The organism is Halobaculum litoreum, from assembly GCF_030127125.1.
GTDB lineage: Archaea > Halobacteriota > Halobacteria > Halobacteriales > Haloferacaceae > Halobaculum > Halobaculum litoreum.
Map to the genome: position 1 here is coordinate 1,702,178 of NZ_CP126156.1, position 18,686 is coordinate 1,720,863.

Sequence of the window (18,686 nt, forward strand, 5' to 3'; positions counted from 1 at the left end):
GCACGCGCGCACCACGGAGTATGCAGGTCAAGTCACGGCACCACCTCCGCAGCGACGCCGTCTCGGAGATCCGCGAGGCGCTCGCCGACCGCCTCGGGGTCGACCTCGCCGGCGACTCCTTCGAGCTGGTCGAGTTGACCGACACCCCGTTCGACCTCGTGCTCGTCGACGGCGACCCGGACGTGCTGTACTACGAGGGTGACGACGGCGGGCGCGAGCCGTTCGTCACCGTCAGCGGCGCGAACGCCCACCCGCCCGAGCGCGGCGTCGTCACCGTCGACGCCGGCGCGGTGTCGTTCGTCTCCGACGGCGCCGACGTGATGCGGCCGGGCATCGTCGAGGCCGACGACGGCATCCGGGAGGGCGACCTCGTCGCGATCGCCGAGGAGACCCACGGGAAGGTGCTCGGGGTCGGCCGCGCGCTCGTCGACGGCGACGAGATGGTCGGCGACGCCGGCAAGGTCGTGAAGTCGCTCCACCACGTCGGCGACGACCTCTTCGAGTTCGCCGTCTGAGGACGACGGGGCGCGTCACGGCCGCGTCTCGCGACCGGCGACACGTCCCCGCCCCGGACCGACTCACAGCAGAACCACGGCGACGGCGACGGCGACCGGACTGCACACGAGCAGGCCGACGCCGAAGAAGAACACGCGGACGTCCGAGTCGAGCGCGCCGGGGGTGTCCTCGCGCGCGTCGCGGACGCTTCCCGTCACGCCCATCGAGTCCGCGTTCGAGGCGGCCGTCGTCGTGCGGACGTTCCCGTCCCCCGCGGTCGCCCAGAACAGCGCCACGAGCCCGGCGACGAACGTCCCGACGGCGACGGAGGGACCGAACGCCGCGACGAGTGCCGCGACGACCCCGCCGGCGGCTACCACACTGTAGCGGAGCACGCCGCGCCTGACGAGCGGCCAGTTCATACGGCGACACGAGCGAGCAAGACCAAATCCCTTGGGGGAGTCAGTCGCCGGCGTCGTCCCCCTCGACGTCGTCCTCGGCCTCCTCGGCGTACTCCGCCTCGAGGATCTCCTGCCCGCGGCGGGCGGTCTCGTACGTCTCCCGGAGGTCCGCCACGGGCGTCTCGGTCGCGTCGACGCGGAGGTCGTCGTAGTACGCGCCGAACGGGTCGTCCTCGGTGTTCTCGACGATCAGCGCCGCCGACTGCACCGGGAGGTGCTCGCGCTTGTCGCCGCCCTCGGCGTGGCCCGCCTCGAGCGCGTCGATCAGTCGCTCGGCCAGCGGCGCGTCGCCGAAGGCGTCCGACTCGTAGGTGCTCGCGACCGCCTCGATCACCGCCTCGCCGGCGAGGAGGTTCCCCGCGACGGTGTAGTTCTCGCCGCCGGTGTGGCCGTACCAGCCCTGACACTCCTCGCCGGAGAAGGTGAACGTCCCGTCGGCGTCGACGCCGTGGAGCTGTCGTTGTGCGGCGCCGTCGTCGGCGTTGAGCAGCGACTGCAGCGCGTCCTCGACGGCGAGCCCGTCGTCGAGGTACGCGATCCCCTTGCGGCCCAACTCGACGTTCACGAGCGACTGCGTCGCCACCGCGCCGTGCTCCGAGGCGAACGGGCACAGGGTGCCGACGCCCGGCAGCCGGGTGGTGACGGCGACGCCGAAGCGGGTCTGTCGCTCGCCGTCGTCGTCGGTGTACTCCTCGCGGACGCAGATGCTGAAGGTCATTCGGGCGCGAGTCGGGCCGGTCGCCGCAAAAGTCCGGGGGTCCCGGAAGCCGTCCGACCGCGGGCGGGCGCCCCTGCGGCGCGGTGTCGGTCGGCGACGCCGGCGGAACGGCGCGGCGTCGTCGCGCGTCCGACGCGCGTGTGCGGCGTGTCCGACGTACAGACTTATGGGTGGAGGGTTTTCACAAGTGTACATGGGCATCATGAGCAAGATCCTCGGCGGCGGCGGCACCCACAGCGCCGAGGACTACGTCGAGTTGGACCTCGACGACTTCGAGAGCGCCCGCGGCGGCGCGGGGATGCAGGTGCACATCGCGGAGATCGCCGACCAGCGCGACGTGATCGACATCAAGGACGCCGTCTACGACGGCGACTTCGTCATCGCGGACATCACGCGCCACTCCACGACCGACCAGACGGTCGAGCGCATCATCGACGAGTTGCGCCAGGTCGTCGGCGAGGTCGACGGCGACATCGTCCAGAAGGGCGACGACCAGCTGATCATCACGCCGACGGGCGTGACGGTCAGCCGCGAGAAGCTCGGCGAGTAGGCCGACCCCGGTTCTCCCGCGTTCAGGCGTCGAACTCCGTCAGCTCCGAGCGGCGCGCCTCGTCGGGCGACGTGTCCGACTCGTGGGCCGCGCGGTAGGCCGCGCGGTAGCGGTTGATCTTCCGCAGCAACACCAGCGCGAACAGCCCGTCGAACAGCGCGATGTACACGAACGACGACGCCAGCGACGGGAGACCGACGACGGAGTTGACCACGGCCGAGCCGATGCCCACCGTGGAGTTGTACGTCGCGTGGATGAGCGCGGCGATGAGCAGCCCCTTCACGACGATCGGGCCGCGGTTCTCGGGGTTGAACTTCGCCAACCCGAGGTAGTAGCCCGCGAACGCCGAGTAGATGACGTGCCCCGGCCCCGCCAGCGCCCGGGTGAAGGTGATCCCGCCCCCGACGCCGATGAGACCCAGCCCGAGGTCGAGCCCGCCCGTCCCCTCGATCCCCCGCGAGATGTACAGCGCGTTCTCGATGAACGCGAAGCCGAGGCCGGCCATCGCCCCGTACACCGCGCCGTCGAGCACCGAGTCGAAGCTGTCGTGGCCGTAGGCGTACAGCCGCACCGCGAGCAGCTTCACCGTCTCCTCGACCGGCCCGACGATCAGGAAGAAGAACAGCACCGTCCCGAGGAACCCGATCGGCTGGAAGTACGGCTGGGCGACGGAGTTGAGGATCGCCGCGAAGTTGGCCGTGAGCACGCCCAGCAGGAACGTCGCGACGAGGATGCTCAGCGGCTCGCTGGTCGTGATGTCCGTGCGGTAGACGTACGCCGCCAGCGCCAGCGCCGGCACCGCCGACAGGACGGTCAACACGCCGATCCCCGGCGTCGACACGGCCGACAACCCCCCGATCGCCAGGAGGAGGACGAACGCCGTGAGGATCACCGCCACCCGCGCCGAGCCCGAGAGGAGCCGGTAGATGGCGACGGCGAGTCCGTCCAGCGACGTCCGTTCCTCCCAGGTCGCCACGTCGTACAGGTCCACCGAGGCGTCCGCCCGCTCCTCGATGGGGTCCGTCCGTTCCTTCTTGGCCATCGTGTGCCGGGTGAGACACGCGCCTGCGACTTGTGTCTTATCCGATGGGGACCGGCGACGGGGACGCCGCCGGGACACGCCGCGTCACACACGACCGGTACGTTTGACACACCGCCCCCCCAAGCCGGCGTATGCACTTCGACCCGCGCGAACAGGCCGCGCTCCGCGAGGTCGGGCTCGACACCGACGACCTCCGGGCGGCCTCCGAGCGCGTCGCCGACGCGGTCGACGACGCCGCGGCCGACCTCGCCGACTTCTTCGAGGGCGGCGGGACGTACTACTCCGACATGGACACCGCCCACTCGGACGGCGGCGTCCGCGAACACGCCGTCGACCACCTCGACGTGTACACCCACGCCGCCGACCTGCGGGGGTACCTGAAGTTCGACCGCTGGGGCGTCCCCGTCGAGGACGGCCGCGTGTTGAACGACGAGACGGTGGAACTGACGCTCGGCCCGTCGATCCACGACCGCGTCAGGTTCGCGACCGACCCCGAAGCGCTATGAGCGGCGCCGATGGCGACGGGGGCGGGGCCGACGACCGTGCCGGGGGACACAGCGTCCGGGTTCGCGGCATCTACGCGACGGCCCTGACGCGGTCGTTCCTCGACGCGGGCCACGAGGTCGTGCAGGCGAGCCCGCCGATCCGGCGACGCTTCGACGCCGCCCTCCCGGCGGCCGACCACGACGCGAGCGTCGACACGACCGACGACCGGCAGGGCGTCGGCGTCGCGGGCGACCCCGACGCCGTGAGCGACCTCCGGGACCACCTGCTCGGCGTGGGCATCGACGCGCTCGCGTGGGACGACCCGGCCCCCCTCGGCGCGGTGTTCGACGGCGTCGTCGCCGAGACGCTGGGGAGCGGCGCGGTCGTCGACCTCGGCGACGGCGGGGAGGGGTTCCTCCCGTACGGCAACGCCGACGACCACGTCGCCGCGGACGACCTCGTCCGCGTGCAGGTGCTGGATCCGACGGCGCCGTGGGCGGACGACCGCCCGACGCTCGACACCCGGGTCCGGGCGATGACGGGGCTGGCGACGCTCGTCCCCGGGCGCGACGGCGTGCGCGTGAGCGGCGCCGACGACGCCGACGCCCGCGAACTCGCCGGGATGACCGACCTCCTCTCGCCGGACGTCCCCGACGGCTGGGGGATCGAGTGGTCGCGCGACGCCCGCGAGGCGGACATGGACGCGCTGTCGGCCGCGCTCGAGCGCGCGAGCGACCGCGCGCGAACGCTCGACGACGCCCTCGACGAGCCGGCCGGGGAGCCCGGCCGGCTCGCGTCGCCGACGGCGGGCGCGTGGGTGTGGTTCGGCCGTGCGTGTCGGTTCGCCCTCGACGGCGTGCGCGGACGGGTGACCGGTACGATGCCGGGCCACCACCGGACGAAGGCGGCCTCCCGGTCGGCCTCCGCCGGCGTCGACCTCGCCGAGGCGCTGTGTTCGTTCGGCGGGCGCGGCGACGACGGCGACGACGGCGACGACGGCGACGAAGACGACGGCGGTACCGACTTCCCGTTCGGCGTCGTCACCGACCAGTTCGGGCCGACCGAGGGCGACCGCGTCGCCATCGGCCACGGGAAGCCCGACGGCCGGCTCATCGTCCTCGGCCGCGGCGACGTGACGGCGCTCGACCCCGTCGAGGGGTCGCTCACGCTCGAACGGCGGATGAGCGCGGGCGGCACGTACGACGCGCTGGACGTTCGTCGCGAGTCCGGCGACGTGGCGACGACGACGGTCCGGGAGGGGCGGTGGTGGTACCCGACCGTCTACCGGAACGCCGACGGCGAGCGCAAGGGGACGTACGTGAACGTCTGCACGCCCGTCGAGGTGTTCCCGGACACGGTCAGGTACGTCGACCTCCACGTCGACGTGGTGAAACACGCCGACGGCCGCGTCGAGCGCGTCGACGACGACGAACTCGACGAGGCGGTCGCGCGCGGCCAACTCACCGAGGAGCTCGCGGAGAAGGCCCGCAGCGTGGCGTCGGCGCTGGAGCGGGCGCTGTAGCGGGCGCCGGCGGTCGCCGTCCGGCCACTCACTCCAGCTCCCGGATCGCTCGCGCCGGGTTCCCCCGACGACCGTGTCCGCCGGCACGTCGCGGGTGACGACCGCGCCGGCGCCGACGACGGCGCGGTCGCCGACGGCAACGCCGGGCGTCAGGACGGCGCGCCCGCCGACCCAGACGTCGTCGCCGACCGTGACCGGCTCGCCGGACTCCCGCCCCCGGCGCGCCGCCGCGTCGAGCGGGTGGGTGGCGGTGTAGACGTGGACGCCCGGCCCCAACTGGCAGTGGTCGCCGAACTCGACGGGCGCGACGTCGAGGACGACGCAGTCGAAGTTCGCGTAGAAGGCGTCGCCGACGTGGACGTTGTAGCCGTAGTCGCAGCGGAACGGCGGCTCGACGGCGACGTCGTCGCCGAGGGAGCCGAACAGCTCCGCGAGGAGGTCGCGGCGGCGGCCCGACTCCCCGGGGGCGGTGTCCTCGTACGCGCCCGTGAGCCGCCGGGCACGCCGCCGGTCGGCGACGAGCTCGGGGTCGTGGGGGTCGTACGGCTCGCCGGCGGTCATGCGCTCGCGTTCGCTCGGCACGGCACCGACCTCGCGCCCGGGGGAGAAAGAACCACGCGCCGCGGCCGGGCGGAGCGCCCGGTCAGAAGTGGTCGGCCGACTCCGAGGAGAACTGCAGGTCGCCGCCGCGGCCGCCCTCAACGGTGCTGGAGCCCATGTCGCCGGTGTCGGGCACCTTCACGTGGACCTCCTGCACCTCGTCGAAGTCCATGATCAGGTCGCGCTTGATGTTCTGTGCGGTGATGTCCGAGATGCCGCAGCCGGAGCACGTGCCGCCGAGTTCGACGACAACGACCCCCTCCTCGGGGTCGGCCTCGCGCACGACGCTCGTCCCGCCGTGCATCTGGATGATCGGCATCTGCCCGACCATCCACGTCTCGACGCGCTCCGCGAGGTCGCTCATACCACGGGGTTGGGTACGAGAGGGTTGAAAGCTTGCGGTTCCGCGACACCCCCCACCCCCGGAAGAAACTCCGTCACGGTCGTTCGAGACGGATCCGTCCGGCGACGGCCGGCTGCGACGGCGGTCACCCGTCGTCGCGGCGCCGTGTCCGTCGTGCCCGTCGTGCCCGTCGCGCCGCCAGCACCGCCCCGGCCGCGAGGCCGGCGACCCCGCCGACGGCGCCGAACCCCGGCGTCGCGGTCCGCGACTCGCCGGTCGCCGTCGTCGGGGGCGACGCCTCCGTCGCGGCGGCCGGCCCCTCCGTCGGGGGCGCCGTCGGCTCGGTCGTCGGGCGTTGCATCCCGGTCGACGCCGCCGAGCCGGTCGCGGCCGCGGTCATCGCCGAGCGGTCGCCGCCGAGCCCCGGCGCGTCCGGGAAGGTCCACAGCCCGGCGTCCGCGCCGCCGTCCCCGCGGACGCCCATCGAGGACGCGACGAACGACTCGCCGGGGACCGCGAGCCGGGCGGTCCAAAAGCGCGTGCGGTCCGGCGCCGCCCACCACGTCTCCTCGACCGGGTCGCTCGGGTCGGACACGTCGTGGCGCTTCACGCCGCCCTGGTACCACGAGGTGTAGAGGACGTCCCCGCGGAGGTCGAGGTTGTGCGCGGTCGTCCACAGGCCGCCGAACGTCGGGTCGGAGGTGGCCGGCGGCGCCACCGTCGCGCGGCGGACGGGGGCCGTCGGGTCGGACACGTCGTACAGGTCGACGCCGCTGGGGCCGCCGAGCACCGCGCCGTCGTACTCGACGGCCCACGTCTCGCGCCCGACGGCGAGGAGGTCGCCGCCCGGAGCGAGCAGCGAGTAGTGGTGGTTGCCCGGCGGGATCACGCCCTCGCGCGGGTGGGCGTCCGCGAGGGCGGCGGGGTCGCCGGGGTCGACGCTTCCGAGGAACACGGGCGCCGTCGGGTCGGACACGTCGAGCAGGTACGTGCCAGCGTCCCAGTACGCGAGGGCGGCGGTGCCGTCGCGGACGGTCACGTCGTGGACCGTCCGGAGCCCCGACCGCACGTCGGTCCAGTCGTCGTCGCGGTCGGCGATCGACCAGCGCGCGACCTCGCGTCCCGCGTCGAGGTCGACGACGACGAGCGGGTTCGTCTCGCCGTCGTTGCCGGTGAGGTAGCAGTAGCGACCGTCGAGGGCGCAGTTGTGGATCGGGAATTCCGTCCCGTAGAACCCCTCCTCGACCGGGGCGTCCGGCTCCGACACGTCGACGATCAGGACGCCGTGAGGGACGTCGCGGCCGGGGTGGGCGGGGCCGACGACGACGAGCCGGTCGCCGGACACCTTCGCGTCGTTGAGCAGGCGGAGGGGCCCGTCCGCGCGGTCCGCGAGCAGGTCGCGGCGCTCGGTGAGGACGGCGGGCGCGGCGGGGTCCGACACGTCGACCGTCGCGTAGCCGTCGCCGAGCGCGAGGTACGCCGTCGCGCCGTCGGCGGAGACGACGGCCTCGCGGGTGCCCCCGACGGCGACGGAGCCGAGCGGCCCGTACCCCTCGTCGGCCGACCGCGCGCGGCCGGGGGCGGCGCGACCGATGACGCCCGCTCCGAGGGCGGCCCCGGCGACGCGGAGGGCGTGGCGTCGTCGCATACGGGCATCTGGGCGCGGACGCTGATAGGGGTAGCGGCGGGGTGGGAGGGCGGCGGCGACGGGACGGTCCCGTGAGCCGGCTACGCGGTCCGCTCGCCGGTGCCGCCGGTGATGGCGGACGCGAGCGCGCCCTTGACGACGACGTCGTCGCCCATGTTCGTGATCCGGACGTCGGGGACGTTGACGAACGTCGTCTCCTCCAGCCGCTCGCGGACGGGGTCGAGGATCAGGTCGGGGTTGTTGAGCGCGACGGCGCCGCCGACGCGCACCATCAACGGCGCGTACGCGTTCGCGAGGTTGGTGAAGCCGACGACGTTCCAGTCGGCGACGCGGTCGACGACGAGGTCGGCGAGGGGGTCACCGCCGTGGGCCTCGAACACGTCGACGGCGGAGAAGTCGGGGGCGTCGACGGGCATGTCCGTGTGGACGTCCTCGGCGTCGGCGAGGTGGCGGGCGTACTTCGGGATGTTGTTGCCCGAGCAGTACGCCTCCCAGTGCCCCTCGCGGCCGCAGCCGCACGTCATCGCGCCGTCGGGGTCGACGACCATGTGGCCGACCTCGCCGGCGTTGCCGTCCCACCCCGAGAGGACGTTGCCGTCGACGCACACGCCCGCGCCCAGCCCCGAGGAGATGGTGACGTACGCCATGTCGTCGGGGTTGCGGTCGCTGAGGAAGCGCTCGCCGATGACGCCCGCGTTGGTGTCGTTGTGGAGGTACACCCGGTCGGTGTCGAGCAGTTCGCTCAGCGGGCCGACAAGCGGGACGCGGCCGACGTCGGGGATGTTGGCGGGGCCGTCGATGGTCCCCGCGGCCAGATCGAGCGGGCCGATCGAGCCGATCCCGGCGGCCGCCACGACGCCGGGGGCGACGTCGGCCGTCGCACACGCCTCGCGGACGACGCGGAGGACGGCCTCGGTGATCGCGATGCCGGAGGTGTGCGGCGTCTCGGTCTCGGCCCGTGCGATGATGTCGGCTTCGTCGTCGCCGACGACGCCGCGGAGGTTCGTGGCCCCCAGGTCCACGCCCACGTAGTAGGCCATCGTTCGCGGTGTGACGGCGGCACCACTTACGGATACCGCTTTCTCACACGGGAGCCCGCGAGACGGCCGTCGCTCGGCGGGCGCGGGAACGGAGGGAACGGAGGAACGCGAACGGCTCCGGGGGAGCCGCGCGGCGGGGTTACTCCGCCTCGCGGACGAACGTCACGGGGCACGGCGCCGACAGCAGGATCTGCTGGGCGGTCGACCCGAACACCGCCTTCCCGGTCGGCGAGCGCTTGCGGCCGCCGACGAACACGCGGTCGGCGTCGACGCGCTCGGCCAACGCGGCGATGGCCTCGCCGGGGTCGCCGACGACGCCCTCCACCTCGTACTCGACGCCGGCGTCCTCGATCGCCTTCGTGACGCGCTTGACGCTGCCGAGGCGCCGCGCCACGTCCGAGGGCGTCCCGTCGACGCCCTCGAGCGCCGACAGGGCGTCGTCGACGTCGGACTGCGTCTCGAAGGCGTGGGCCACGACGATCGACGCGCCCGTCTGGGTCGCGAGGCCGATCGCCTCCTCGACCATGTACTCGAGGCGGTCGCCGTCGTCGCGCTTCACTGTCAGGAGGATCGTCTCGATGCTCATACCTTCCGTACTCCCCCCGAGGTCAAAAGTGTGACGGGGATTTACTCGAACCCGAGTAACTGTTTATCACGGACTATACCGGCGGACATCGGGTGTGTGGTGGAGTGTGACCACGGACCACGCGCTGGAGCCGGGGAGATGCGACGGGTGGTGTCGCCGTCCGGTCGGAGGGGGGATCCGTCGCGGCGACGGCCCCTCACGGGAGAAGGGTCGGTGTGAGCGGCGGTCAGTAGTCGGGCGCGTCGTCCTCGACTTCCCGTTTGAGCGAGTCGCGGCGGGACTTGGCGTCGCGGCCGGTGGCGTCGAGGAGGAACTGGTTCTTCTTGTCCACCGCCTCGCCGGCGGCCTCGAGTTCGTCGGGACTCAACTCGGTGGGGTCGCGCTCCTCGAAGTGGACGGCGAGTTTGTCCTTCTTGCCCGAGTACTTCGCCGGGCCGGCGACGATGCGCTCGAAGACGGGGTTGTCGGGTTCGTCGACGACGTACAGGTCGTGGCCGTTGAACTCCTCGGTGCCGCTGACGGGACCGAACCGTTCCTCGATCTCGGCTTTCAGGTCGGGCATCCGGTCCTCCAAGTGCTCGCCGCGACGCATCTTGTACTCCTTCATACCCCGCCGTTTGCTCGGGGACGGTAAACACGTTTCGTCAGACGGCGCTGTGACGTGTCTCGGGACCGGACACGAGCGAAAGGGGAGCGCTCGCCCCGACGGCGGCGACCGCGACCCGCGTCCAAACGCGGGACGGCTCGCGTCCCGCTACTGCAGTTCGCGCTCCTCGATGTAGCCGCGCTTGCAGTCGGGACAGATGTCGCCCGCGCGCATCGAGGAGGCGCCGACGGGCTCGCGGTTGCCGCAGTCGGGACAGACGTACACGGTCTCGATCCGGTCGGCGGTCGTCGTCAACTCCACCTGCGGACGGCTCGCCCCGTCCGCCTCGCCCGCCGGCTCGGCGGTCGACCCGTTGTCGGCGGCCGGCGCCGGCCGGCCGGCCGACGGGTCCGCCTCGATGAACTCGACGCCGTCGCCCTCGTCCGCGGCGGCGTCGCCGTCGACGCGCGGGGTGAGGTTGCCGTCGACCGAGACCGACCCGTCGTCGCCGCCGACCTCGGCGTCGTACCCCTCGTCGTCGCCGCGCTGTTCGGGCCACGCACCCGGGCCCTCGCCGTCGATGAACTCGGCGTCGTCGCCGCCGGCCGCGCCCGCCTCGTCGGCGCGGTCGGCGTCCGGTACCACGTCGGTGCGGGCCTCGTTGGCCGCCCGGTCCTCCGGGCTCGGGTCGTCGTCGCCGATGAACTCGACGTCCTCGGCCTCGCCCTCGGCGGGGCTGTGGGCCGCGTCCGCGTCCGTGTCCGCGTCCGCGGCGGACGCCGTCCCGTCGTCGGGCCACGGGCCGGGCTCGGCGGCCGCTGCCGACTCGTCACCCTTGCGGTTCGCGTCCGCGTCGGGCCACTCGCCGTGGCCCCGGCCGCCGGCGTCGGCGTCGGCGTCCGCCGCGGTCGCCTCGGGGATCCCCCTCGGCGGTCGCGTCCGCCCCGCCGATGATCTCGGCGTCCTCCTCGACGCCGGCGACCGCCCCTCCTCGGGGACGTCCGCGGCGGGGTGGTCGAAGTCGTCGTCCCCGGCGACGGCGCCGTCGGCGTCTGCGTCGGCGGCGACGGCCGTGTCCGCCGCCCCGGTCTCCGTCGGACCGGGATCGGCGCCCACGTCGACTCCGGTCCCGGCCGTTTCGGTCGGCTCGGTCGGCGTGTCGTCGGGAGCCGCGACTCGGCTCTCGACCGCGGTCACCTCCTTGTTCTCGGAGACGACCCGCGTCTCCCCGCAGCGACGGCACTCCTTCACCTCCGTGATCGTGACCACGACCTCGTCCCCCCGCTCCTCTCGGTCCCGTTCGGTCCTCGGCTCGGTGAAGTCGTGGCCGAGGAGACATCTGAGTCCCATTGTGCCTACGAATCGGCGTAGGCCATAAAAGCGTTCGCTCGCGTCCGACGCCTGGCACGCGTCGGCGCCGGTACACGTAAGCCGTCGCCGGGCGAGCGCCGATACATGAGGGTGCCGCCGGAGTTCCGCGACCGGGACGACACCGAGGTGGCGGTTCTCGACGCGCTCGTGGCGCGCGCCGACGACGGGATGACGGTGCTGGAGCTGCGCGCCGGGGTCGACGCGACCATCGACGAGGTGGAGTCGGCGCTGTCCGCGCTGAAGGCCGCCGGACTCATCGACGTGGAGGAGGCGAACGGCCGGGTCCGCATCTACCCCGACGAGCGCGTCGTCCCGGAGCACGGCGAGGCGTTCGACGACGACCCGGGACTGTTGGACGTCATCCGCCGGAGGCTGGGACTGTAGCGGGCCTCGTCGCGGGGGTGCCGTCCCTTCCGGTCCCCTTTTGCCGCCCGCGGGCCTGCGTGAAGGTATGAGTCTCGTCGCCGACGTCCACGCCGACCACGGCGCGACGTTCACCGACCGCGGCGGCCGCGAGGTCGTCGCCGACTACGGCCGCCCCGACGCCGCCGCCCGCGCCGTCCGCAACGGCGTCGGCGTGATCGAGATGGGGTACGGCGTCGTCGTCGTCGCGGGCGACGACCGCGTCGAGTTCGTCGACAACGCCGTCTCCAACCGCGTGCCGAGCGCCGACGGCGAGGGGTGTTACGCCCTCCTGCTCGACCCCCAAGGAGCGATCGAGACGGAGCTGTTCGTGTACAACGCCGGCGAGCGTCTCCTGCTGTTCACGCCGCCGGACCGCGCCGGGCCGCTCGTCGACGACTGGGAGGACAAGGTCTTCATCGACGACGTGGAGCTTCGGGACGCCAGCGCCGACTTCGGCGTGTTCGGCGTCCACGGGCCGACCTCGACCGAGAAGATCGCGTCCGTGCTCAACGGGGCGGGCTCCCCGGAACCGGAACTCAGCTTCGTCCGCGGCCGGATGGACGACGTCGGCGTCACCGTGATCGCGAGCGACAACCCCACCGGCGAGGAGGGGTACGAGGTCGTCTGCGCGGCCGAGGAGGCCGCGCACGTGTTCGACACGCTCCTCACCCGCGGGCTGAACGCGGCCCCGTTCGGCTACGCGACGTGGGACACGCTCACCGCCGAGGCGGGGACGCCGCAGTTCGACGCCGAACTCCGGGGGCGCCTCCCCAACGTCGCGGGGGTTCGCTCCGCGGTCGACTTCGAGAAGGGCTGTTTCGTCGGCCAGGAGGTCGTCTCGAAGGTGGAGAACCGCGGGCGCCCGAGCAAGCGGCTCGTCGGCCTCCGGCCCGACGCGCTCCCCGGCCCGGGCGCGGCGGTGTTCGACGGCGACGCGTCCGTGGGCGAGGTGACCCGAGCCGTCGACTCCCCGAGCGTCGGCGGCCCCATCGCGCTCGCGTACCTCGACTTCGACGCCGACGGTAGCGACCTGACGGTTCGCGTCGACGGCGACGAGGTCGCCGCCGAGCGCGCCGACCTGCCGTTCGTCGACGGGAGCGCGCGGTCGCTTCGGCTGCCGACGTACCCCGAGGCCGCCGAACAGGCGTAACACGGGAAATCCGCACGCGACGGCCCCCGACTCCTCCCGACGGTACAGGCGGGCGTCCGGCCGCGACGCTCGACGGACCTCCCGTTGGGTGGGACTGGAAGGGGCCGCCGTTGTCGACGACGGCGCGGAGCGGTGAGCACCGCAGACGAGTGAGCGAAGCGAACGAGTCGAGGAGCGCGCCGCCCGCACCGAGTCGACGCCGGCGGGGGCTTCCGCGGTCGTTGTCACGGTAGCGGTGATCGACGCGGAACCGACGAGGTCGAACGCGTCGACGGCCGATTACGAGAACAGCTTCTTCAGGTGCTCCCGGGAGAAGAACGAACTCGGCTCGTCCATGTGGACACCGATCTCGCCCGAGAGCGCCCACAGCCCCGCGCGCTGCACCGGCTCCGGGAGCGAGTACGCCCGCCGGATCCAGTGGCCGAACCGGATCTCGCGGCTCAACTCCTCGCGCCACCCCTCCTCGTAGCGCGGGAGGGTGTTCGGGTCCTGCGGGTCGATCACGTCGGCGGCGACGTCGGCCGCGCGCATCCCGTAGAGGATGCCGCCGCCGGTGAACGGCTTCGTCTGTGCCGCGGCGTCGCCGAGCAGGAACCCCCGCGTCGCGGTCGTCCGCTCGGGCGGGCCGATCGGGATGGCGCCCGAGCAGAAGCGGTCCGTCTCCACGTCGTACTCGTCGGTGAGGCGGTCGAACAGGTCGTTCACCTCGTGCCCCGGCGGCGCCGCGAGCCCGTACTCGACGCCGGCGTCGCCGCGCGGGATGCGCCACGCGAAGAAGCGGGGGGCGGTGAGGTGGACGTCGACGTAGTCGCCGTGGTCGGCCTCGTCGTCGAACGCGAGCACGCCGTGCAGTTTCTCGGCCGGTTCGGGGAGGTCGAGTTGCCGCCGGACGCGCGAGACCGGCCCGTCGGCGCCGGCGACCATCCGCGCCTCGAACGTCTCCTCGTCGCCGCCGACGCTGGCGGTCACCTCGACGTAGCCCGGTCGCTCCTCGACCGCGGTGACGGTGTGGCCCTCGCGCACGTCGGCGCCGGCGTCGCGGGCGGCGGTCGCGAGCGTGCGGTCCAACTCGACGCGGTCGATAACGTTGGAGATCTCCTCGCGCTTGTAGAAGCGCCGCGACGGGGAGGCGGCGCCGCCGACGTGGAAGTCCGCGCCGTACACGCGGTTCTGGAGGAGGCGCTCCTTCGCGTCCGCGGGGACGTACTCCCAGACGTCCGTCGAGACGTGCCCCGAGCAGGCGAGGGGCTCGCCGACCTCGCCTTTCTCCAGCGCGAGCACGTCGTAGTGGGCCTCGGCGGCCCGCCGGGCGAAGCGCGCGCCCGCCGGACCGACGCCGACCACGACGAAGTCGTACATACCCGCTGGTTCGTGCGGACGGAGATATATCTCGTGGGTCGTCGCGGGCTGACAGGTGGCCGAATCCGGCACGCGGCGGGCGGCCACACACCCGCGGGACGCCGCGCGGTAGCTGGCTACGTCACGGGGCGTCTGGTCCCGGCTTGCGTGATGAGCTTACGGGAGGACGACGAGCCCACGCGCGGTCTGTTCGCGGGCGCGGTCGGGCCACGCCACCGACACCTCGGTCCACGAGTCGCCCGCGTCGCCCGTCCGGAACAGCCCCCGGTTCGACAGGGCGTAGAACGCTCCGGCCGCACCGGCCGCGAGCACCGGCCGCGTCACCCCCTCGCCCAGCGGGAGCCCCCGGTCGTCGAGCCGCTCCCAGTCGTCGTCGCCGGTGCGCCGGTACACGTACGTCTCGGCCCGCTCGGCGGTGTGGGCTTCGAACGCACCCCGTGCGGCCGACACCAGCACGGTCTCCGGGTCGCCGGCGTCGACGGCGACGCTCCAGCAGTACGTGCGATCGAGCCCCGCTTGCGGGTGGGTCCACGTCTCGCCGCCGTCGTTCGTCTCGGCGTAGCCGTCCCCTGCGGCACACCACGCACGGTCGGGGGCGTCCGGGTGCGTCGCCATCGCGTGGGTGTCGCGCCGGGAGTCGGGCACGCGATCTTCCCACGTCGTGCCGGCGTCGCGGGTGGAGACGAGCGCCCCCGCCTCGACGGCGACGTACAGGTGGTCCGGATCCGCCGGGTCGGGTTCGATCCACCGGACGTGGTGGGTGTGCGGACGGGGCGGGAACGCCCACCCGTCGCTGGAGGGGAGGTCGTTCAGGCCGTCGCAGTGGGTCCACGTCTCGCCGCCGTCGTCCGACCGGTAGACGCGTGACGGCTCTGTCCCGGCCCAGATCCGGTCCGGGGCGTTCGGAGCGACGCGCACGGCCGTCACCGCGTCCTGCTCGATCGCCTGCGCGCCGGCGCGCTCGAACGACGCGCCGCCGTCGGTCGACCGCCACAGCCCCGACCCGAACGTGCCGACGAACACGCGGTCGGACGCCTCGGGGTGGACGGCGACACACTCCAGCGAGCGACCGTCGAGCGACGCCGCCGCGGTCGTTTCGGCACCGTCGGCGTCGACGACGACGAAGTGGTCCCGCATCGCGGCGTACACGGTGGTCATAGCCTTCCGTTCGCGCCGAACTGTCAAAAGTCGGGTGCGTGCGCCGAGCGCGTCGCCGCCGCGTCAGTCGTCCGTCGCGGGCACTTCGACCGCGTCGCCGTCGTCGTCGCCCTCGCTCTCCTCGGCGGCGAGCGCGGGCATCCGGCGGTCCGAGCGCGGCCCCTCGGCGTCGACCTTCGGGAGGTAGTCGCGGAGGTAGCGGCCGGTGTGGGAGTCGTCGTTCGCGGCGACCTCCTCGGGGGTGCCCGCGGCGACGACCTCGCCGCCGCCCTCGCCGCCCTCGGGGCCCAGATCGAGGACGTGGTCGGCGTTCTTCACGAGGTCGAGTTCGTGCTCGATGACGACGACCGTGTTCCCCTTGTCGGTGAGCCGGTGGAGCACGTCGATCAGCTTCCGCTCGTCGGCCTTGTGGAGGCCCGTCGTCGGCTCGTCGAGCAGGTACAGCGTGTCGCCGGCGTCCTTCTTCCCCAGCTCCTCCGCGAGCTTCACGCGCTGGGCCTCCCCGCCCGACAGCGTGGTCGACGGCTGGCCCAACTGCATGTAGCCGAGCCCGACGTCCTTCAGGAGGCCGAGCCGGCGTTCGAGGCCGGAGTGGGACTCGAAGAAGTCGTACGCCTCGTCGACGCTCATGTCGAGCACGTCGGCGATGGTAGCGCCCTTGTACGTCACGTCGAGCGTCTCGTCGTTGTAGCGGGCGCCGCCGCACTCCTCGCAGGGGACGTGGACGTCCGACAGGAAGTTCATCTCGATCTTGACGGTCCCCTGCCCGCCGCACTCCTCACAGCGCCCGCCCTTCACGTTGAACGAGAAGCGGCCCTTGTCGTAGCCGCGCTGGTTCGCCAGCTTCGTCTCCGCGAACAGTTCGCGGATGTAGTCGAACACGTCGGTGTACGTCGCGGGGTTCGAGCGCGGCGTCCGCCCGATGGGCGACTGGTCGATGAGGCGCACCCCCTCGATGTTGTCCATCCCCGTGATGCGGTCGTGGTCGCCGGGGTCGACCTCCGTGTTGTCGTTCATCTCGCGGGCGAGCCCCTTGTAGAGGACGTCGTGCATCAGCGTCGACTTGCCCGACCCGGAGACGCCCGTGATGGCGGTGAACTGTCCGACCGGGATGTCCACGTCGACGTCCTTCAGGTTGTGCTGGCGCGCGCCCTCGACGGTAAGCGCGGCGTCGCTGCCGCGGCGCGTCTCCGGCACCGCGACGACCTCGCGACCCGCGAGGAAGTCGCCCGTCACCGACGCGTCGGTGTTCACGATGTCGTCGAAGTCGCCCTGCGCGACGATCTCGCCGCCGCGCTTGCCCGGCCCGGGCCCGATGTCGATGATGTTGTCCGCGCGCCGCATCGTCGCCTCGTCGTGCTCGACGACCAGCAGGGTGTTGCCCAGGTCGCGCAGGCCTTCGAGCGTGTCGAGCAGGCGGTCGTTGTCCCGCTGGTGGAGGCCGATCGACGGCTCGTCGAGCACGTACAGCACGCCGACGAGGCCGGAGCCGACCTGCGTGGCGAGGCGGATGCGCTGGCTCTCGCCGCCCGAGAGGGTGGAGGCCTCGCGGTCGAGCGTGAGGTACTCCAGCCCGACCTCCTCCATGAAGCCGAGGCGCGCGCGGATCTCCTTGAGGATCTCCGTGGCGATGGTGCGCTCGCGCTCGGTGAGCGTCTCCTCCATCCCCTCGAAGTGGGCGAGCGCGTCGCCGATCGACAGCCGGTTCACCTCGGTGATGGCGGTGCCGTCGACGTACACCGACCGCGACTGGGGCTTCAGACGCGTCCCCTCGCACTCGGGGCAGGTGGTGACGGCCATGAACTCCTCGATGTGCTCGCGCGTGCGGTCGGAGTCCGTCTCGACGTGCCGGCGCTCGAGGTTCGGGATGACGCCCTCGAAGCGCTGGGTCTTGCGGCGGACGCCGTTGCGCGTCTGCTGCTCGAAGTTCACCACGTCGTCGGTGCCGTAGAGGAACTGGCGCTGCTGTGACTCCGTCAGCTCCTCGAACGGCGTCTCCACGTCGACGCCGAAGTGCTCGGCGACGTTGTCGAGTCGGGTGCGGTAGTACGAGCGGTTGTAGCTCCACGGCTCGAACACGTGCTTGATCGGCTGTGAGGGGTCCGTGACGACGAGGTCCTCGTCGACCTCCTTCGTCGAGCCGATCCCCTCACACTCGGGGCAGGCGCCGTGGGGGGAGTTGAACGAGAACGACCGCGTCTCGATCTCCGAGAAGTCGATCCCGCAGTGGTTGCACGCCAGGTCCTCGGAGAACTCGACGACCAGTCGGTCGTCGCCCTCGCCGGCGAGGTCACCCGTCGAGCGCGAGCGGTTGCCGCCCAGATCCGTGTCCTCCGGCGGGTCCGGGAGGATCACCTTCAGGACGCCCTCCGCCTCGTCGAGCGCCGTCTCGACGGAGTCGGTGATGCGCGAGCGATCCGCCTCGCGGACCGTCACGCGGTCGACGATGACGTCGATGGTGTGGTCGTAGTTCTCGTCCAACTCGGGGCGCTCCAGCGAGAGGTCGTACTGCTCGCCGTCGACCTCGACGCGCGAGTAGCCGTCGGCGACGAGTTCGTCGAACAGGTCCTCGAAGGCGCCCTTCTGGTCGCGGACGACGGGCGCGGCGATCATCGCGCGGGTGCCCTCGGGCAACTCGAACACGCGGCGGACCATCTGCTGGGCGGACTGCTCGCCGACCTCGCGACCGCACTCCGGGCAGTGCGGGTGGCCGACGCGGGCGTACAGCAGGCGCAGGTAGTCGTGGAGCTCCGTGACGGTCCCCACCGTCGAGCGCGGGTTGTTGGCGGCGTTCTTCTGGTCGATGGAGATGGCCGGCGACAGCCCCTCGACGCTCTCGACCTGCGGCTTGTCCATCTGCCCGAGGAAGTTCCGGGCGTACGCCGACAGCGACTCGATGTAGCGGCGTTGGCCCTCGGCGTACACGGTGTCGAACGCCAGCGACGACTTCCCCGACCCCGACAGGCCGGTGACGACGTTGAACTGCTCGCGGGGGATCTCCACGTCGAGGTCCTTGAGGTTGTTCTCCTCGGCGCCGCGGACCTCGATGAACTCCTTGGGCACTACGCGTCACCCCGTTCGGGGGCGACTACTCGGTGACGCACGGCTCCTCCAGTCATTGTGACGTGCCAAGGTTCGGAGCCACTTAACGGGCGCGTCATCGGAC

Annotated in this window: 18 protein-coding genes and 1 pseudogene; 6 read left to right on the forward strand and 13 right to left on the reverse strand. The window is 72.5% G+C overall.

Features of this window, described 5'->3' with window-relative positions; translation table 11 throughout:
- The first annotated feature begins 20 nt into the window (after positions 1-20).
- Positions 21-515, forward strand: a complete 495-nt coding sequence (locus P0R35_RS09305; protein ID WP_284012221.1) for an RNA-binding protein — start codon at positions 21-23, stop codon at positions 513-515.
- A gap of 63 nt (positions 516-578) precedes the next feature.
- Here P0R35_RS09305 and P0R35_RS09310 read toward each other — a convergent pair whose 3' ends face one another.
- Together P0R35_RS09310 and P0R35_RS09315 are read right to left on the reverse strand one after the other, a co-directional pair.
- Entirely contained in the window at positions 579-917 is a 339-nt protein-coding gene (locus tag P0R35_RS09310; RefSeq protein ID WP_284012222.1) for a DUF8070 family membrane protein, read from the reverse strand.
- Between the two features lie 40 nt (positions 918-957).
- Positions 958-1,674 (reverse strand): DUF1028 domain-containing protein, encoded by a 717-nt coding sequence (locus P0R35_RS09315; protein ID WP_284012223.1) that lies wholly within the window; start codon positions 1,672-1,674, stop codon positions 958-960.
- Between the two features lie 193 nt (positions 1,675-1,867).
- On the opposite strand from P0R35_RS09315, the gene P0R35_RS09320 reads away from it, so the two are divergent.
- The gene (locus P0R35_RS09320; protein WP_276239413.1) at positions 1,868-2,224 is read left to right on the forward strand and encodes a cell division protein SepF; all 357 of its coding nucleotides are present in this window, start codon (positions 1,868-1,870) and stop codon (positions 2,222-2,224) included.
- Positions 2,225-2,246: 22 nt separating this feature from the next.
- On the opposite strand, the gene P0R35_RS09325 is transcribed toward P0R35_RS09320, so the two are convergent.
- Positions 2,247-3,266 (reverse strand): PrsW family intramembrane metalloprotease, encoded by a 1,020-nt coding sequence (locus tag P0R35_RS09325; RefSeq protein WP_284012224.1) that lies wholly within the window; start codon positions 3,264-3,266, stop codon positions 2,247-2,249.
- A 131-nt stretch (positions 3,267-3,397) separates the two neighbouring features.
- Here P0R35_RS09325 and P0R35_RS09330 point away from each other — a divergent pair, with 131 nt between their 5' ends.
- Complete coding sequence (locus P0R35_RS09330; RefSeq protein WP_284012225.1) at positions 3,398-3,772, forward strand: DUF7532 family protein; 375 nt, start codon at positions 3,398-3,400, stop codon at positions 3,770-3,772.
- On the forward strand, positions 3,769-5,274 hold the full coding sequence (locus tag P0R35_RS09335; RefSeq protein WP_284012226.1) for a ribonuclease FAU-1 family protein: 1,506 nt from the start codon (positions 3,769-3,771) through the stop codon (positions 5,272-5,274). The genes P0R35_RS09330 and P0R35_RS09335 overlap by 4 nt, the downstream gene beginning before the upstream one ends.
- Before the next feature lie 28 nt (positions 5,275-5,302).
- On the opposite strand, the pseudogene P0R35_RS09340 reads toward P0R35_RS09335, so the two are convergent.
- The 7 genes and pseudogenes from P0R35_RS09340 to P0R35_RS09370 all read right to left on the reverse strand — a co-directional run bounded on the left by P0R35_RS09340 (position 5,303) and on the right by P0R35_RS09370 (position 11,427).
- Positions 5,303-5,856: pseudogene (locus tag P0R35_RS09340) on the reverse strand (sugar O-acetyltransferase).
- Between the two features lie 61 nt (positions 5,857-5,917).
- On the reverse strand, positions 5,918-6,238 hold the full coding sequence (locus P0R35_RS09345) for a NifU family protein (protein ID WP_284012227.1): 321 nt from the start codon (positions 6,236-6,238) through the stop codon (positions 5,918-5,920).
- A gap of 124 nt (positions 6,239-6,362) precedes the next feature.
- Positions 6,363-7,865: an LVIVD repeat-containing protein gene (locus tag P0R35_RS09350; RefSeq protein WP_284012228.1), complete on the reverse strand. Its 1,503-nt coding sequence runs from the start codon at positions 7,863-7,865 to the stop codon at positions 6,363-6,365.
- Between the two features lie 80 nt (positions 7,866-7,945).
- Entirely contained in the window at positions 7,946-8,905 is a 960-nt protein-coding gene (locus P0R35_RS09355) for an ROK family protein (protein ID WP_284012229.1), read from the reverse strand.
- A gap of 139 nt (positions 8,906-9,044) precedes the next feature.
- Entirely contained in the window at positions 9,045-9,491 is a 447-nt protein-coding gene (locus tag P0R35_RS09360; RefSeq protein WP_284012230.1) for a universal stress protein, read from the reverse strand.
- A 226-nt stretch (positions 9,492-9,717) separates the two neighbouring features.
- Positions 9,718-10,098, reverse strand: coding sequence for a DUF5611 family protein (locus tag P0R35_RS09365; RefSeq protein ID WP_284012231.1), 381 nt, complete (start codon positions 10,096-10,098; stop codon positions 9,718-9,720).
- 147 nt (positions 10,099-10,245) lie between these two features.
- Positions 10,246-11,427 carry a DUF7093 family protein gene (locus tag P0R35_RS09370; protein WP_284012232.1) on the reverse strand — a complete coding sequence of 394 codons (1,182 nt, stop codon included), beginning with the start codon at positions 11,425-11,427 and terminating at the stop codon, positions 10,246-10,248.
- Positions 11,428-11,532: 105 nt separating this feature from the next.
- Between P0R35_RS09370 and P0R35_RS09375 the strand changes: the two genes are divergently transcribed.
- Positions 11,533-11,832, forward strand: a complete 300-nt coding sequence (locus P0R35_RS09375; RefSeq protein WP_284012233.1) for a DUF6432 family protein — start codon at positions 11,533-11,535, stop codon at positions 11,830-11,832.
- Positions 11,833-11,899: 67 nt separating this feature from the next.
- Positions 11,900-13,003 (forward strand): CAF17-like 4Fe-4S cluster assembly/insertion protein YgfZ, encoded by a 1,104-nt coding sequence (ygfZ, locus tag P0R35_RS09380; protein ID WP_284012234.1) that lies wholly within the window; start codon positions 11,900-11,902, stop codon positions 13,001-13,003.
- A 279-nt stretch (positions 13,004-13,282) separates the two neighbouring features.
- Here ygfZ and P0R35_RS09385 read toward each other — a convergent pair whose 3' ends face one another.
- The 3 genes from P0R35_RS09385 to uvrA all read right to left on the reverse strand — a co-directional run bounded on the left by P0R35_RS09385 (position 13,283) and on the right by uvrA (position 18,583).
- The gene (locus P0R35_RS09385; protein ID WP_284012235.1) at positions 13,283-14,362 is read right to left on the reverse strand and encodes a geranylgeranyl reductase family protein; all 1,080 of its coding nucleotides are present in this window, start codon (positions 14,360-14,362) and stop codon (positions 13,283-13,285) included.
- A 156-nt stretch (positions 14,363-14,518) separates the two neighbouring features.
- Positions 14,519-15,520, reverse strand: a complete 1,002-nt coding sequence (locus P0R35_RS09390; RefSeq protein ID WP_284012236.1) for a WD40/YVTN/BNR-like repeat-containing protein — start codon at positions 15,518-15,520, stop codon at positions 14,519-14,521.
- A gap of 63 nt (positions 15,521-15,583) precedes the next feature.
- Positions 15,584-18,583, reverse strand: coding sequence for an excinuclease ABC subunit UvrA (uvrA, locus tag P0R35_RS09395; RefSeq protein WP_284012237.1), 3,000 nt, complete (start codon positions 18,581-18,583; stop codon positions 15,584-15,586).
- Positions 18,584-18,686 lie beyond the last annotated feature (103 nt).

Coding starts and splice junctions, on each gene's coding strand:
- P0R35_RS09305 (WP_284012221.1), top strand. CDS start 21: ATGCAGGTCAAGTCACGGCACCACCTCCGCAGCGACGCCGTCTCGGAG.
- P0R35_RS09310 (WP_284012222.1), bottom strand. CDS start 917: ATGAACTGGCCGCTCGTCAGGCGCGGCGTGCTCCGCTACAGTGTGGTA.
- P0R35_RS09315 (WP_284012223.1), bottom strand. CDS start 1,674: ATGACCTTCAGCATCTGCGTCCGCGAGGAGTACACCGACGACGACGGC.
- P0R35_RS09320 (WP_276239413.1), top strand. CDS start 1,868: ATGGGCATCATGAGCAAGATCCTCGGCGGCGGCGGCACCCACAGCGCC.
- P0R35_RS09325 (WP_284012224.1), bottom strand. CDS start 3,266: ATGGCCAAGAAGGAACGGACGGACCCCATCGAGGAGCGGGCGGACGCC.
- P0R35_RS09330 (WP_284012225.1), top strand. CDS start 3,398: ATGCACTTCGACCCGCGCGAACAGGCCGCGCTCCGCGAGGTCGGGCTC.
- P0R35_RS09335 (WP_284012226.1), top strand. CDS start 3,769: ATGAGCGGCGCCGATGGCGACGGGGGCGGGGCCGACGACCGTGCCGGG.
- P0R35_RS09345 (WP_284012227.1), bottom strand. CDS start 6,238: ATGAGCGACCTCGCGGAGCGCGTCGAGACGTGGATGGTCGGGCAGATG.
- P0R35_RS09350 (WP_284012228.1), bottom strand. CDS start 7,865: ATGCGACGACGCCACGCCCTCCGCGTCGCCGGGGCCGCCCTCGGAGCG.
- P0R35_RS09355 (WP_284012229.1), bottom strand. CDS start 8,905: ATGGCCTACTACGTGGGCGTGGACCTGGGGGCCACGAACCTCCGCGGC.
- P0R35_RS09360 (WP_284012230.1), bottom strand. CDS start 9,491: ATGAGCATCGAGACGATCCTCCTGACAGTGAAGCGCGACGACGGCGAC.
- P0R35_RS09365 (WP_284012231.1), bottom strand. CDS start 10,098: ATGAAGGAGTACAAGATGCGTCGCGGCGAGCACTTGGAGGACCGGATG.
- P0R35_RS09370 (WP_284012232.1), bottom strand. CDS start 11,427: ATGGGACTCAGATGTCTCCTCGGCCACGACTTCACCGAGCCGAGGACC.
- P0R35_RS09375 (WP_284012233.1), top strand. CDS start 11,533: ATGAGGGTGCCGCCGGAGTTCCGCGACCGGGACGACACCGAGGTGGCG.
- ygfZ (WP_284012234.1), top strand. CDS start 11,900: ATGAGTCTCGTCGCCGACGTCCACGCCGACCACGGCGCGACGTTCACC.
- P0R35_RS09385 (WP_284012235.1), bottom strand. CDS start 14,362: ATGTACGACTTCGTCGTGGTCGGCGTCGGTCCGGCGGGCGCGCGCTTC.
- P0R35_RS09390 (WP_284012236.1), bottom strand. CDS start 15,520: ATGACCACCGTGTACGCCGCGATGCGGGACCACTTCGTCGTCGTCGAC.